The sequence below is a fragment of the Sporosarcina trichiuri genome (genome assembly GCF_030406775.1).
GTDB lineage: Bacteria > Bacillota > Bacilli > Bacillales_A > Planococcaceae > Sporosarcina > Sporosarcina trichiuri.
Genome location: NZ_CP129119.1, coordinates 1739025 through 1752807, shown reverse-complemented (window position 1 = coordinate 1752807; position 13783 = coordinate 1739025). Strand labels below are relative to the sequence as shown.

Here is a 13783-nt window from a genome sequence, read left to right as displayed (position 1 = left end):
GATCGGATGCTTGAGAAACTCGGCACGGAAAAACGGAATCCACTGACGATGCAGCTGGATGAAATGTCCGTGGCTGACGTGCTGCAGGCGATGAACCGGGAGGACGCCTCCGTCACACAGATCATACATAACAAAATCGATGTTATCACGAAAACTGTCGAGGCTGTCACGGATTCCTTCCAGAAAGGCGGACGGCTCATCTATATCGGTGCAGGAACGAGCGGCCGGCTCGGCATTTTGGACGCTGTCGAGTGCGTCCCGACATTCGGGGTTTCACCGGATATGGTGGTCGGTTTGATCGCCGGGGGATTGAAAGCGTTTACGAAAGCGGTCGAAGGAGCCGAAGACGATCCGGAACTTGGCGTCCAGGACCTGAAGGAGATCGGGCTGAACGGCAATGATACCGTCATCGGCATCGCGGCAAGCGGCCGGACGCCGTATGTTATCGGCGCTCTCCAGTATGCGCGCAAGACAGCTGCTCATACAATCAGCATCAGCAATAACGAGGACGCGGAGATCAGCCGCTATGCAGACATCGCGATCGAACTGCCGACCGGTGCGGAAGTGCTGACCGGGTCCACACGACTGAAAGCGGGCAGTGCCCAAAAAATGGTGCTCAACATGATCTCGACAGCCGCGATGATCGGCATCGGGAAGGCGTACGAGAACCTGATGATCGATGTGCAGGCGACCAATGAAAAACTTCAGGTCCGTTCCATACGGATCATCATGGAAGCGACCGGGGCAGATGAAGAAACTGCCGCACAGGCTTACGAGGCTTCCGGTCACCATGTGAAGACAGCGGTCATCATGATCCTGCTCGACTGCACGAAAGAGGAAGCGGCTGAACGTATTGAAGCTGCCGGCGGATTTGTGAGAAAGGCGGCAGCCCGGTCATAATTCCCGGTGGCTGACCGTACATACCATAAAGGGAGAAAGAGGGAGGGTGCAAGGATGAGAAAAGAACAGCAAATGGCCAATGGAATTCTGGAGCATGTCGGCGGAAGGGATAACATCCGCAAGATCGCCCATTGTATGACACGGCTGCGGCTGACACTGAAAGACGACGGCAAAGCCGACATCGCAGCACTGAAGAAAGTCGACGGCGTCATGGGGGTGGTCGTCGATGAAACATTGCAGGTCGTCATCGGACCGGGCACAGTCAACCGGGTGGCCGACGAAATGAGCCAGATCACGGGGCTCGGCATCGGAGAAGAATCCGAGCCGGAATACGACAGCCTGACATTCGAAGAGCGCGCGGCGGTCGACCGCGAACGCCGAAAAGAGAAGAACCGGACCCCGTTCAAGAACTTCCTGCGGCGGATCGGTAACATCTTCATCCCGCTGATCCCGGGACTGGTTGCATCAGGGATCATCAACGGGGCCGCGAACTTCGCGAAGAACGCAGGCGTCAACCCTGACCAGACATGGATGCAGATCCTTCTGCTTCTCGGTACGTCCGTCTTCACATACTTGGCAGTCATCGTCGGCTGGAACACGGCGAAGGAGTTCGGCGGAACGCCCGTACTCGGGGCGATTGCCGGGATGTTCCTCTTCAACCCGTTCCTTGCTGAAATCACGATTTACGGTGAACCGCTTGTCGTCGGGCGCGGCGGACTGTTCGGCGTCATCTTTGCCGCATGGCTCATGACATTCGTTGAGAAGAATGTCCGGAAAATCATGCCGGCAGCCGTCGATATCATCTTTACACCGCTGATTACGGTTCTTGTGGTCGGATTCTTCTCGCTGTATGCAGTCGTGCCGGTCGCCGGCCTGCTCGCAGACGGGATCACAAAAGGCCTGACGTCTGTATTGGATGTCGGCGGAGTCGTGGCCGGTGCTGTACTTGCAGGATTCTTCCTGCCGCTCGTCATGGTCGGCCTGCACCATGGTCTGACGCCGATCCACTTGGAGCTTATTAACACCTACGGCAACACAGCATTGCTGACGATCCTTGCAATGGCAGGTGCCGGTCAGGTCGGTGCCGCGATGGCGATTTTCGTGAAAACGAAAAACCGCCGTCTCCGCAACATCATCAAAGGTGCGTTGCCGGTCGGATTCCTCGGAATCGGGGAGCCGCTGCTGTACGGGGTCACCCTGCCGCTCGGCCGTCCGTTCATTACGGCCTGTATGGGAGCCGCGCTCGGCGGTGCATTCCAGGCGGTCATGCACACAGCGGCGACAGGTATCGGGGTCTCTGGTATCTCACTCATTCCGCTAATTGACGACGGCAAGTACCTGTTCTACTTCCTTGGATTGCTGATCGCATATGGCGGCGGATTCCTGTTCACGTACTTGTTCGGCTTCAAAGAGGAAATGGCACGCGATATTTAAATGAACAGAGCACTCATCTTCCGCCAATCGGGAGATGAGTGCTTCCTTTGTTTACACCGTAAAATGAATTTATCGGAGGGGTTACTCATGATCGGATGTTCAGTCTATCTTGGTACAGAACCATTTCACATACACGAAGAGCGGCTCCGCGCGATGCAGGCAGCGGGATTCCGCTCGATTTTCACATCGCTTCATGTACCGGAGAACGACGCATCGGCCTATAAGGAGGAAGTCCGGCAGCTCGGTGCGCTCGCGCGTGGACTCGGCATGGAACTGATGGTGGATGTCAGCCCGACCGCTCTCGGAAATCTCGGTCTGTCGTTCGAACAGGCGGACCAGCTGACGGAATGGGGCATCAGCGGACTCCGGCTCGATTACGGGATCGCGCCTGAAACGATTGCAGCACTTTCGCAGACGATGCGCGTTGCGGTGAATGCCAGCACCGTCACACATGATGAAATTGCGGCCATGAAGGCAGCTGGTCTGAACCTGGAGGCAGCGGAGGCATGGCATAATTTTTATCCGCGTCCCGAAACGGCTCTTGGCAAAGAGGAATTCACGCAGCGCAATGACTGGCTGCACAAAGAAGGTCTGACGGTGATGGCGTTCGCCCCGGGCGACGGTGCGCTGCGGGGACCCTTGTTCGAAACATTGCCGACACTCGAAAAACACCGCAGATCGTCTCCATTTGCTGCCTGCCTGGAGCTCTTGCGGGATACAGGGACGGATAAGGTGCTGATCGGCGACCCATCACTGAGCGGGGCATCCCTTGCCCAATTTGCGGCTTATGGGGAAGGCATCATTCCGCTGCGTGCCGACAAGGCGGCAGAAGCTGACGGGGAAGCACTGAACCGTGCGGAGACCGTCCATACGAACCGCCCGGACAGCGCCCGGGATGTCATCCGCTCGACCGAATCCCGTCACGCAGCGATGGCATCCGGCCTCAACGTCCCTGTCCGTAACTGCACAGACCGATCCACAGGCTCCATCACCGTCGACAACGAGCGCTACATGCGCTATCAGGGGGAGCTGCAAGTGACGAAACGGGATCTGCAGCAGGACGAACGTGTCAATGTCCTTGGCCGTGTCGTTGAAGAGGATCTGCCGCTGCTCAAGTATATCGGCGGCAGCCAGAAGTTCCGCATCATCTGGCAATGATCATATTTACAAATGAAACCTCCAAGTCAAACACCGCCCGGTCAGATACAGATGACCGGGCGGTGTCCGTTTACAGCATAGTGTCGTCGTCCGTCTTCTTTTCAGTCTTTGTACGAGGATCTGAAAAGTCCGGTTCCTCCCCGAATTCCGTATTGAAATCGGGACGTGTGTACGATGTGTACTCGGAGCCGGTATCTGCCGCATCATCGGTTTCAAAGAGCAAGCCGATACAGACGATGCCGCTGAGGCCGACCAATGTGTAGACGATACGTGCCAGCACGGCATCCTGACCGCCGAACAATGTCGCGACCAAATCGAATTGGAAGAGGCCGATCATCCCCCAGTTCAATGCGCCGATAATGACAAGTGCCAATGCAATCCGTGTAACAATCCGCATGGGGTCATCTCCTTTAGCATAGTGGGATTATTTCCGTTTCCGGAAAACGATCCACCCTTACTATTTGCCGAATCCTGGATTTCATGCATGGAATGAAGGGAAATGCAGAACCTGGATGAAGAACCGTCCTGCTGACTGCCGGTTACCGTAAAAAGCGGCCGGGCGGATGGGGCAGTCTGCGTAAATTGGCCTCAAGGCGTTCCTCTTCTGCACGGAGCAGCAGCATGTGCAGGCGGCCGGCCTGTTGATGGATCGTATGTATGGACGCCGGCACTTCTATTGAAAGACCGGATGAAAATGTAAGGAGGGTCTTCTTTTTCTCCCGGAACGAAGGCGTGAAGAAGTGATTGAACACCCAGACGCATGTTGAGTGGCGGGAAGAGCTTGTGGGGAACACGCCGATCCCGTCAGTAAGGATGAACGGAAGTTTCTGCCGTGACTTCAATATGGCGGCGGCTTCGCGTTTGCGGGCGGTTTTCGCTGAACCGCCCGCAAGGCAGGCCTGTTTCAGCAGTTCCACAGGCGCCTGTCTGGAAATGTATGTCCCGTGCATCGTCAGAATCATCGATCGGTTCCCAAGGTCATCGGAATATCCGGTCAGTGCTAATGCCTGACTGTCGAGCATGTAACTGTCACAAAGCATGCGGGTCATTCCCTTCTGCAAGTCGATGATTCCATTATACAAGTTCCGGCTCGATCGGACGGGAGATGTTATCGACAGTTTTCGACAGCGGAGCTGCCTGTCTGTCGCCAAGTAGCGCTCTGTCACGCCGTTTCAGGTGCTGGAACAGCGGGTAATTCAAGAAATAAACGAATTGGAAGGAGTCTGCCCGTGATGCCGTTCGATTATGAACTGGATTATAAGGAACTGGACTTGCGCCAGCACCCCGAACTGTACCGGGTCGGAAAAGGGGAACAGGGCGTCCTGCTCGTGGAACCGTATAAAAGTGAAATCCTGCCGTATTGGCGGTTCAAGACGCCGGAGATCGCCGAAGAGTCGGCGGATAAAATCTCCGAGCTGTTCGAAGAGTACAGGAAGGACGATGATTTTGTCGGGATGGACATGGCCCGCAAGTTCATCCAGATGGGGTATACGCGGGCCCGCCGCTATACCAACTACAAGGGTGGTCGGAAGTATAACGAGGACGGCACTGTAAAGCCGCGTCAGGAAGATCCGGAGAAGGCTGCTTCAGCTGCTATCTTCAAGGAACGCTGGGATGCCATCCGGGCGGATGAGGATTATCTCCGCAGGAAGAAAGAGCATCAGCGGAAGTATGGGTGAAAGCGGCCCCGCAGGCAGCCGTTCCCGAATTACAGGAAACGGAAAAAGGAGGAGGAAGTATGTACACGTTTCAGCATGCAATGCTGCTGGTCAATGACAACTCAGGTGCAGAGCGTACGGAACACAGGCTGACGGATGTCGTGCCGTCGCTGTCCAACATGGCGAAACGGCTGACGATCGCCCGCCCCGAGAACGAGGAGGAGTCGCAGGCATTGTGCAGACAGGCCGGAAAATACGACCTGTTCGTCATCATGGGCGGCGATGGAACTGTCCATCACTGCATCGACGTTATCGCACAGCTGGACGAACGGCCGCTGCTCGCCGTCCTGCCGGGCGGCACGTCGAATGACTTCTCCCGTACAATCGGCATGCCGCAGGACTTGGAGGAAGCTGCAGAATCACTCACAGGCGGAAAAATAGTCGAAACGGATGTCGGACGGGCCGGAAGCCGGCACTTCATCAACTTCTGGGGGATCGGCCTGGCCGCCGCCACGTCGAAGAACGTGGACTCCGGCACGAAACGGAATTTCGGGCCGCTCAGTTACATGACGAGCACGCTGCGGACACTGAAAGAGGCGGAATCGTTCCCGTTCGAAATCGTTGCCGACGGGGAACGGCTGATCGGAGAGGCGATCGCGATTTTCGTACTGAACGGTTCGTCGCTCGCGACAACGCCGATCCCGATCGCCGGCATCACGCCGTTCGATGGTGAGCTGGACCTGCTCATCTTCCGGAACACAAACCTGGCCACGCTGCGTGAACTGATGTCCTTGCGGAACGAAGACACCGACAATGCCGATCTGGACACAATTGAGTACGTCAGGGTGAAGCAGCTGAAAATCCAGGCGGCCGGCCAGCAGCTCGCCGATATGGATGGAGAACTGTACGAAGAATTGACGGGGGAGATACAAGTCTTGCCGGGTCATCTCCGGCTCCTCGTCCCTGAGACCGACATGGCGGAAGAATGACTGTCGCGGCTGGTGAGAAGGGCAGGGAAACGATCCACGAAACGGGGATTTTGCTCATGAAACTGTGAAAGTGATCATAAACAGGAATGCTCATAAATGACAACGAAGCGCTCATAACTTCACATATACGCCGGGCAACGGGGCCGCGGCGAAGGAGTTCTATGCCGCTTCGGAGCACTGGAACCGCCAGCGCTCATAAACTGCTGGAAAGTGATCATAAATTTGCAATTCCGCTCATAAACCGGCCAAAGTGATCATAAATCGAGGATACCGCTCATAAACCGGCCAAAGTGATCATAAATCGAGGATACCGCTCATAAACCGGCCAAAGTGATCATAAAATCAAATTCCCGCTCATAAATGCTGCCGAAGCGCTCATAACTTCACATATCCAACGGGCGGCAGAGCCGGGTGCCTATCACAATCCTGATAACTACAAAAGACACACAAAGCCGCCAGCGGCCTGTGTGTCTTTTTGTTATCTGAACAGCTGTGCGGCCTTCACGGCCTTCTGCCAGCCGCCATACAGTGCATCGCGTTCCGGAGCATCCATCTGAGGCGTGAATTGTTCGTCCCGCAGCCAGCGTTCCTGGATCTGCGAACAGTCTTCCCAGAAGCCGACCGCCAGTCCGGCAAGATAGGCGGCTCCGAGAGCGGTCGTTTCCCTGATGGACGGCCGTTCGACCGGCACATCGAGCAAGTCGGCCTGGAATTGCATCAGGAAATCGTTCGCCACCGCGCCGCCATCGACACGAAGCGACTTCAAGGAAATCCCCGAATCCGCCTCCATCGCATCCAGCACATCTTTCGTCTGGTACGCAAGCGACTCGAGCGTCGCACGGATGAAGTGCTCTTTCGCCGTCCCGCGGGTCAGTCCGAACACAGCCCCCCGCACGCCGCTGTCCCAATGGGGTGTCCCGAGACCGACGAAGGCGGGAACGACATAGACACCATCCGATGACGTCACCCGTGCGGCATACGCTTCGCTCTGCTCGGCCGTCCGGATCATCCGCAGACCGTCCCGCAGCCATTGGATAGCGGAGCCGGCGACAAAGATGCTGCCCTCCAATGCATACTCGACCTTTCCGTCAAGTCCCCAGGCAATCGTCGTCAGCAGACCGTGCTCTGAGTGGACGGCTTCCTCACCGGTGTTCATGAGCATGAAGCAGCCTGTTCCGTATGTGTTTTTCACCATGCCCTTATCGAAGCAGGCCTGACCGAACAGGGCGGCCTGCTGATCGCCCGCAATGCCGGCAATCGGAACAGCGCGGCCGAAGAACCGGCTCGGTTCGGTGTGTGCATAGATTTCCGAGGATGGCCGGACTTCAGGCAGCATCCGGCGGGGGACGTCAAGCAGCGCCAGCAGTTCGTCATCCCACTCCAGCTCATGGATGTTGTACATCATTGTCCGGGACGCATTCGAATAGTCGGTGATATGCGCAGCGCCGCCGGACAGTTTCCAGACGAGCCATGTATCGATCGTGCCGAACAGCAGCTCGCCGCGTTCTGCGCGCGCACGTGCTCCTTCCACATGATCGAGGATCCATTTCACTTTCGTGCCGGAGAAATAAGGATCGATGAGCAGTCCGGTCTTGTCGCGGATCAGTTCCGAATGCCCGCCGGCTTTCAGGTCTTCACAAATATCCGATGTCTGCCGGGATTGCCAGACGATTGCATTGCAGATCGGATTGCCGGTCTCCTTATCCCAGACGACGGTCGTTTCCCGCTGGTTCGTGATGCCGATACCGGCAATTTGATCGGGGGAGAGATTCTTTTCGGATAAAACACCCGCGATGACGGACAGGATGGAACTCCAGATTTCAACCGCATTATGTTCAACCCAGCCCGTCTTCGGGAAATATTGCTTGAATTCCTGCTGGGCTGTATAGACAGCTTCACCATCCTGATTGAACAGGATTGCCCGCGAGCTGGTCGTCCCCTGGTCGAGTGCAAGCATATATTGTTCGCTCATCATGAATTCCTCCTATCTTCCGTCTTCCAATTCTTATGCAGCTACATGTGTTCAGTGTAGCACACCCCGTGTCGGAGGATTCAATGAAAAAACCGCATGAAGGCATCGCTTCATGCGGTCTGTCAGCCCTGTTGTTCCAATGGGACACTTATGATCTGCGATTATTCAGGTCCGGATCGATTCCGTGCACTTCTTCGTCCACATCGGATTGCTCCAGCTTTCTGCGGTATTCTTCCTCTTCAATAGCGGCCTCTTCCTCTTTCACAGGGAATGTCTCTTTCGGTTCATGTGTCTGACCGAAACCGGGAGCAGCTGTATCGGAAAGCCCCGAACGTTCGTCGCGCATTCCGCTGCCGCTCAAGGAACCTGTCTCCGTACGGCGACCCAGGTCTCCATCGACATTAACGGACCCCGTCTCACCGCGGCGATTGACCTCGACATCTTCACGGCGCAGCGTTTCATCGACATGCTCCGTATCCGTGATGGTTTTCTTGTTGATGACGATCTCCTCGGTGACGACCGGTTTTTTTGTCACTTCGACTTTTTCTTCAGTGACAGGCACGCGGATCGTCTGGTCGTCGAACGATGCCGATTGCTGTGTACCTGTTTCGTCAGCTCTGAACGCATCCTGGCTGACAGGGCGGCGCTCGATCGTCACTTCTTCATGCTCGACGGGGATATCAGTCGACACGTTCCGCTGGCTGACGTTCTTTTCCAGCTCCACTTCGCCTTTCTTGACGGTCTGCTTGTCGACTTCCAGACGCTCCTCATGCAGATCCATTGTTTCCGGCACCTCTTCGGTCGTGCGGTCATAGGCGCCGCTGCCGCTGCGCAGCCGTTCCGTGTTTACGGTGTTTCCGCGGCTATCCTCCGTATGATCATAATCTCCATGCAGATGCGCTTCGTTGTTGACGTCGGACGCCGCCATGCCTGTCCGGTTATCCAATCCGCCGGTTGTATTATTCGCGTGTCTGGCTGAACGGCGCATCGAAGCATCAGCCGTTGTATCCCGGTCGGCTGCACCATAGGCCGGGCCTGTCAGATCTCCGCCGGCAATCGAGGAATCCGTCATTGCGGCGTCCGTCATGCCGGGGTCAGCCATTGCAGCCGTCTCAGGCGGGACGGCCGCCGCTGCTTCATCTGCTGTGAGCGAGTTCGCGCCAAGGTTCGGATCCGGCGCTGTATCTGCACCGGCACTGTACCGGTCCGTATTCCCGCGGTACAGATCCCCCGCTTCGCCTTCATCGACATAGAGCACGAGCCCGCCGTCGTGGATATCTTTTGTATAACGTTCTTTCTCCGCTTCCGAAAGGCCGAGATCATCGAACAGATGATGGACATGGTCTTCGCCTGTCATGAAGTTCATGAACTTATCCACCCATGACTCATCTGTCGTCTTCACTTCCGCATCCGTCCGTTTCTGCACCATTCGGACCGAATCATCGTTTTTAGCAATTACATAGATATTGTCGTCAGGTGTCCCTGATGCTTTCAGTTCCTGGATTTTTGCGTACAATTCTTCTTCATTGTGAAATGTCCCTACAAATCGCTTATCGTCATTCATTTTCAACTTCCTCCTCTGATGTTTTATGATTTTATTAAAATGATGCGTTAGGAAATAGATACCCGGGGTTGAGAGATTGAAAACCTGATATAGAAACGGAAATGAAATTGAAACAGTTCTGTCATGGGAAATTCCGGGCAGCCGGGTATTCTGCAAGCCGGCTGTAAGTCCACGCGCCGGACACGCATTTCCAAGTAGGCACGGGGCTTCCAGTTTGGTACACTTGTCACACATCTGTAAGACTGGCAGAACAGTTTATGAGTTAGGGAGTGGAACTATGGAAAATCTTGCGCTGATCAGTGTGGTGGCCGTGCTTGCGCTCGGCATCTTTTCACAGTGGCTCGCGTGGCGGATCCAATGGCCGTCCATCGTGATCATGTCGATTGCAGGTCTGCTGATCGGGCCGGTCTTCGGGCTGATCATTCCGAAGGCGGCCCTCGGAGACCTATATGGACCGCTCATCTCGCTGGCGGTTGCTGTCATCCTGTTTGAAGGCAGCTCGAATCTCGATATCCGCGAAATCAAGGGGATTTCGAAGTCGGTGTTCCGGATTGTCACGATCGGTGCATTCCTCGCATGGATCCTCGGATCCGTCGCAGCCCATTTCTTCGCTGGCCTTCAATGGGAGATCGCTTTCATCATCGGCGGGCTGTTTGTCGTCACAGGACCGACTGTCATCATACCGCTTCTGCGGAATGCCAAATTGAAGTCACGGACGGCTGCGGTTCTGAAGTGGGAAGGGATCATCGTCGATCCTGCCGGGCCGCTCCTTGCCCTGTTCGCCTATGAAGTCATCAAAGTGCTGAGCAATGACAATCTGACGATGAGCAGCCTGCTGAGCTTCTTCGGCGGTGCCTTCCTCGCGGTGCTGCTCGGACTGGCCAGCGGCCTGCTGATCAGTATCATGGCAACGAAAGGGCAGTTCCCGGAATATCTGAAATCACCGATCGTCCTCGCGTTCGTCCTGCTCTGCTTCATGCTTGCGGAAGTGATCATGCATGAGACGGGGATGCTTGCGGTGACGGTGATGGGACTCGTGATCGGCCGTTCCAAGCAATACGTTTCATCCATCGGGAATCTCGGACATTTTGTCGAAAACGTATCCGTCATGCTGACATCGACCGTTTTCATCCTGCTGACAGCGTCACTTCCGCGGGAGACGATCGCTCAGATGTTCACGTGGCCGATCTTTGCATTCGTACTGGTCACGCTGTTTGTTGTCCGGCCGCTGTCCATCTGGATTTCGACGGTCGGGACGGAACTCGAGCGAAACGAGAAACTGCTGATCGGCTGGATTGCACCGCGCGGAATCGTTGCATTGACTGTGGCTGGGTACTTTTCAAGCATTCTTGTCGAAGATGGATATGAAGAAGCAAGTCTGCTGACGGCACTGACATTTGCGCTTGTCATCATTACGGTGTGTGTGCATGGATTCACCATTGGACCGCTGGCGAAGCGGTTGCGGTTAGCGAGCAGCGCACCACCGGGGATCCTGATGGTCGGCGCAAGCAGTTTTTCAGCCGCACTCGGTGCCCAGCTGAAAAAGATGGGAATCCCTGTACTGGTCATGGACCCGTCGCAGGGCCGGCTGAACCTGGCCGCCGCCAAAGGGGTCGAAACGTTCGAAGGGCAGATCCTGTCAGAGCAGGCGAGGTTCGGCGTCGATATGACACCATACAGCACAATCCTTTCGCTGACGGGGGATGCTTCGTATAATGCGCTCATCTCCCAATCGTTCGCGCCGGAGTTCGGGTTCAACAATACGTTTTCACTGCCTGTGGCACAGCATCATCAAATGAACGATTCCGAACTGCCGATCTCCTTGAAAGCACATCTGCTGTTCAAGGAAGATGCGACATTCTCCGAACTGAACAGGAAAATCAATACGACGTTCGAGATCGGCGAAGTGCCGGTCGGGGAACTGAGCGAGGACGAGGAGTGGAGGGCGAAGCTGCCTGAACAGGTGATTCCGCTGTTCATCGTGAAGAAAAATTCCGCCGTGGATTTTGTCACACTCAGCAAGCGGATCAGTCTGGACGAGAGCGACCGGCTTGCCGTCCTTATGCCGAAACAGAAAAAGGAGCAGCCCGTCTAAGCGGCTGGCTCCTTTTTTCACACAATGTCGGCAACACGTCCGGATTGTTTCTCGAGTTCCGAGGCCGAGTTGGCAAGGTTGAGGAATTCCGAGATCACGTCCTCCACTTCCTTCTTGCAGTCATCTATATGGGACTGGGCATTCTTTGTCCCGTCACTGATGTGGGCGACTTCTTTCGTCATCGCTTCGATCCCGTCACGGACTTCGACGATGGACGCTTCGACATTGGAAGAGAGCTTGCGGACTTCCTTCGCGACGACGTCGAAGCCTCTGCCGTGTTCGCCGGCACGTGCCGCTTCGATGGCGGCATTCAGGGCAAGCAGGTTCGTCTGTGCAGCGATGGCCCGGATCGTTTTGACAATTCCTTGGATGTTTTCGGAGTATTTCTGGAGAAGTGCCAGTGTGGACGTGTTCTCCTGGGACACTTCGGAAATGGCGGCGATCCGCTTCAGGAGGTTTTCATTGCTCGCACGGCCTGCTTCGGCTTTGTCGGTCAATGCTTCCGCCATCTCTTTCAGCTCGGAGACGACTTCGACGGACAGCTGCTGCCGCTTCGTCACGTTGGTCGCCACTTTGGTCACTCCGAGGACGGTCCGCCCGTCAGTTGCGAAAATCGGCATATAAGTCGCTTCGAGCCAGACGGCACTTCCGTCTTTCGCCTTCCGCCTGATCTTTCCTGATGAGGCGCTCCCTTTCATCAGGTTCCTCCATAATTCTTCATACGCAGCACTCGCAGCATACTCCGGGAAACAGAGCCGCTGGTGGTGCATGCCGATCATCTCTTCCGGCCGGTAGCCGACTGCGGACGCGAACTTTTCGTTGACATAGGCGACCCGGCGGTCCGTATCGAAACGGATGATGGCGAGGTTCTCCTCGAGGGCGTTGACGACTAACTCGTCAGAAACGTGTTCAGCTGTGGCGTTCAATGAATTTCCTCCTGCCTGATGTTGTATTCGATGGATAATCTTCCAATCATTCTACCATATGACCTAGTCGGAAAGTAGAAATACTTTCCGAGTCCTTGGATTTATAAGATTTCCATGCATATTATCCCTGTATGATTTACGTTGCATTGGGGAAAATGGATATAAGATGATCATGTGACATTGGATACAAGTCAAAAGTCTCATGCTCGACCTAACAATCTATATACCCGGCTTTCTTAAAACGAAACAAAAACAGGACCTGCCATGTTCGGCAAGTCCTGTGTTGTTATCCGGTCTTCACTTCGTGCCGGGTTTTTCATCCCGTTCGTAGAAAAAGTCTCCGCGCATCGGCTGTTCAGCCAAGCCTTCTTCTTCATGTCCGTCATTCCGGTTCACTTGGTTTTGGAACTCCTGCCGGCGGCGTTCCTGTTCCGGATCCAACCCGAGTTCGCCGGTCAGGTCCGTGATCTCCGCACCGTTCGTGATTGTATCATCAGCGGCTGAACTGTATTCCGGCGGCCGCAGACCCCAATCCTTTTCCGGATTATCGGGCCCTCCGTCCGTATCTGCTGCTGTCTCACCGAACGCCGGCTGTTCAGGCGGACGGCTTACGCCGTCTCCCGGCGGTGCGACCCATGTGTCCTGGCTGCGATCCGGTTCACTTTCCAAGGATGCCAATCCCTCTGCTGTTTCCATCTCCTGATGCTGGCCGTCTCCGTGGATGTGCTGTTCTTCGACGAGGAGCAGCATATGGCCGTCATTGACATCCTGATAGAATCCGGCACGCTCGTTATCACTGAACCCGAGATCATCCAGAAGGCTGCGGACCCGGTCTTCACCGGTCATGAAGTCCATGAATTTGTCCAGCCATGATTCGTGGGTCGTCTCGATCTCCGCGTCTGTCCGCCGCTGCAGCATTTTCACATCATCTTCCCGTTTGGCCACGACATAGATGTCCCGGTCATCATACCCTTTCGTCTTCAGTTCCTGCACCGCAGAGAGCAGTTCCTCTTCTGTTTCATACATGCCGATGAACCGTTTGCCGTTTTCCATTATGTGATGCCTCCTGTCAGATTACTTGTGTACT

General features: G+C 55.4%; 12 protein-coding genes. 6 read left to right on the top strand and 6 right to left on the bottom strand.

What is annotated here, in order from left to right; genetic code table 11:
- Nucleotides 1–6: 6 nt before the first annotated feature.
- The 3 genes from murQ to QWT68_RS09055 all read left to right on the top strand — a co-directional run bounded on the left by murQ (nucleotide 7) and on the right by QWT68_RS09055 (nucleotide 3492).
- Nucleotides 7–900 carry an N-acetylmuramic acid 6-phosphate etherase gene (murQ, locus tag QWT68_RS09065; protein ID WP_290147977.1) on the top strand — a complete coding sequence of 298 codons (894 nt, stop codon included), beginning with the start codon at nucleotides 7–9 and terminating at the stop codon, nucleotides 898–900.
- Nucleotides 901–954: 54 nt separating this feature from the next.
- A complete protein-coding gene (locus QWT68_RS09060) occupies nucleotides 955–2334 on the top strand; it encodes a PTS transporter subunit EIIC (RefSeq protein ID WP_290147975.1) in 1380 nt (459 codons plus the stop codon).
- An 87-nt stretch (nucleotides 2335–2421) separates the two neighbouring features.
- On the top strand, nucleotides 2422–3492 hold the full coding sequence (locus QWT68_RS09055; protein ID WP_290147974.1) for a DUF871 domain-containing protein: 1071 nt from the start codon (nucleotides 2422–2424) through the stop codon (nucleotides 3490–3492).
- 70 nt (nucleotides 3493–3562) lie between these two features.
- Here QWT68_RS09055 and QWT68_RS09050 read toward each other — a convergent pair whose 3' ends face one another.
- Together QWT68_RS09050 and QWT68_RS09045 are read right to left on the bottom strand one after the other, a co-directional pair.
- A complete protein-coding gene (locus tag QWT68_RS09050; RefSeq protein WP_290147973.1) occupies nucleotides 3563–3889 on the bottom strand; it encodes a DUF378 domain-containing protein in 327 nt (108 codons plus the stop codon).
- A gap of 142 nt (nucleotides 3890–4031) precedes the next feature.
- Nucleotides 4032–4553, bottom strand: coding sequence for a competence protein ComK (locus QWT68_RS09045; RefSeq protein ID WP_290147971.1), 522 nt, complete (start codon nucleotides 4551–4553; stop codon nucleotides 4032–4034).
- A 171-nt stretch (nucleotides 4554–4724) separates the two neighbouring features.
- Here QWT68_RS09045 and QWT68_RS09040 point away from each other — a divergent pair, with 171 nt between their 5' ends.
- Together QWT68_RS09040 and QWT68_RS09035 are read left to right on the top strand one after the other, a co-directional pair.
- Nucleotides 4725–5171 (top strand): DUF4385 domain-containing protein, encoded by a 447-nt coding sequence (locus QWT68_RS09040; RefSeq protein WP_290147970.1) that lies wholly within the window; start codon nucleotides 4725–4727, stop codon nucleotides 5169–5171.
- A gap of 59 nt (nucleotides 5172–5230) precedes the next feature.
- Complete coding sequence (locus tag QWT68_RS09035) at nucleotides 5231–6139, top strand: diacylglycerol/lipid kinase family protein (RefSeq protein WP_040287349.1); 909 nt, start codon at nucleotides 5231–5233, stop codon at nucleotides 6137–6139.
- A 478-nt stretch (nucleotides 6140–6617) separates the two neighbouring features.
- Here the strand turns inward: QWT68_RS09035 and glpK are convergent, their stop codons facing one another.
- Both glpK and QWT68_RS09025 read right to left on the bottom strand, forming a co-directional pair.
- The gene (glpK, locus tag QWT68_RS09030; protein ID WP_431312204.1) at nucleotides 6618–8111 is read right to left on the bottom strand and encodes a glycerol kinase GlpK; all 1494 of its coding nucleotides are present in this window, start codon (nucleotides 8109–8111) and stop codon (nucleotides 6618–6620) included.
- Between the two features lie 148 nt (nucleotides 8112–8259).
- A complete protein-coding gene (locus tag QWT68_RS09025) occupies nucleotides 8260–9675 on the bottom strand; it encodes a YsnF/AvaK domain-containing protein (RefSeq protein WP_290147968.1) in 1416 nt (471 codons plus the stop codon).
- Between the two features lie 277 nt (nucleotides 9676–9952).
- On the opposite strand from QWT68_RS09025, the gene QWT68_RS09020 reads away from it, so the two are divergent.
- Entirely contained in the window at nucleotides 9953–11770 is a 1818-nt protein-coding gene (locus QWT68_RS09020; protein ID WP_290147967.1) for a cation:proton antiporter, read from the top strand.
- Nucleotides 11771–11787: 17 nt separating this feature from the next.
- Here the strand turns inward: QWT68_RS09020 and QWT68_RS09015 are convergent, their stop codons facing one another.
- Nucleotides 11788–12696: a methyl-accepting chemotaxis protein gene (locus QWT68_RS09015; protein ID WP_290147965.1), complete on the bottom strand. Its 909-nt coding sequence runs from the start codon at nucleotides 12694–12696 to the stop codon at nucleotides 11788–11790.
- A gap of 297 nt (nucleotides 12697–12993) precedes the next feature.
- The gene (locus QWT68_RS09010; protein WP_052461858.1) at nucleotides 12994–13749 is read right to left on the bottom strand and encodes a YflT domain-containing protein; all 756 of its coding nucleotides are present in this window, start codon (nucleotides 13747–13749) and stop codon (nucleotides 12994–12996) included.
- Nucleotides 13750–13783 lie beyond the last annotated feature (34 nt).

Coding starts and splice junctions, on each gene's coding strand:
- QWT68_RS09055 (WP_290147974.1), top strand. CDS start 2,422: ATGATCGGATGTTCAGTCTATCTTGGTACAGAACCATTTCACATACAC.
- QWT68_RS09050 (WP_290147973.1), bottom strand. CDS start 3,889: ATGCGGATTGTTACACGGATTGCATTGGCACTTGTCATTATCGGCGCA.
- QWT68_RS09035 (WP_040287349.1), top strand. CDS start 5,231: ATGTACACGTTTCAGCATGCAATGCTGCTGGTCAATGACAACTCAGGT.
- QWT68_RS09025 (WP_290147968.1), bottom strand. CDS start 9,675: ATGAATGACGATAAGCGATTTGTAGGGACATTTCACAATGAAGAAGAA.
- QWT68_RS09060 (WP_290147975.1), top strand. CDS start 955: ATGAGAAAAGAACAGCAAATGGCCAATGGAATTCTGGAGCATGTCGGC.
- QWT68_RS09010 (WP_052461858.1), bottom strand. CDS start 13,749: ATGGAAAACGGCAAACGGTTCATCGGCATGTATGAAACAGAAGAGGAA.
- QWT68_RS09020 (WP_290147967.1), top strand. CDS start 9,953: ATGGAAAATCTTGCGCTGATCAGTGTGGTGGCCGTGCTTGCGCTCGGC.
- QWT68_RS09040 (WP_290147970.1), top strand. CDS start 4,725: ATGCCGTTCGATTATGAACTGGATTATAAGGAACTGGACTTGCGCCAG.
- glpK (WP_431312204.1), bottom strand. CDS start 8,111: ATGAGCGAACAATATATGCTTGCACTCGACCAGGGGACGACCAGCTCG.
- murQ (WP_290147977.1), top strand. CDS start 7: ATGCTTGAGAAACTCGGCACGGAAAAACGGAATCCACTGACGATGCAG.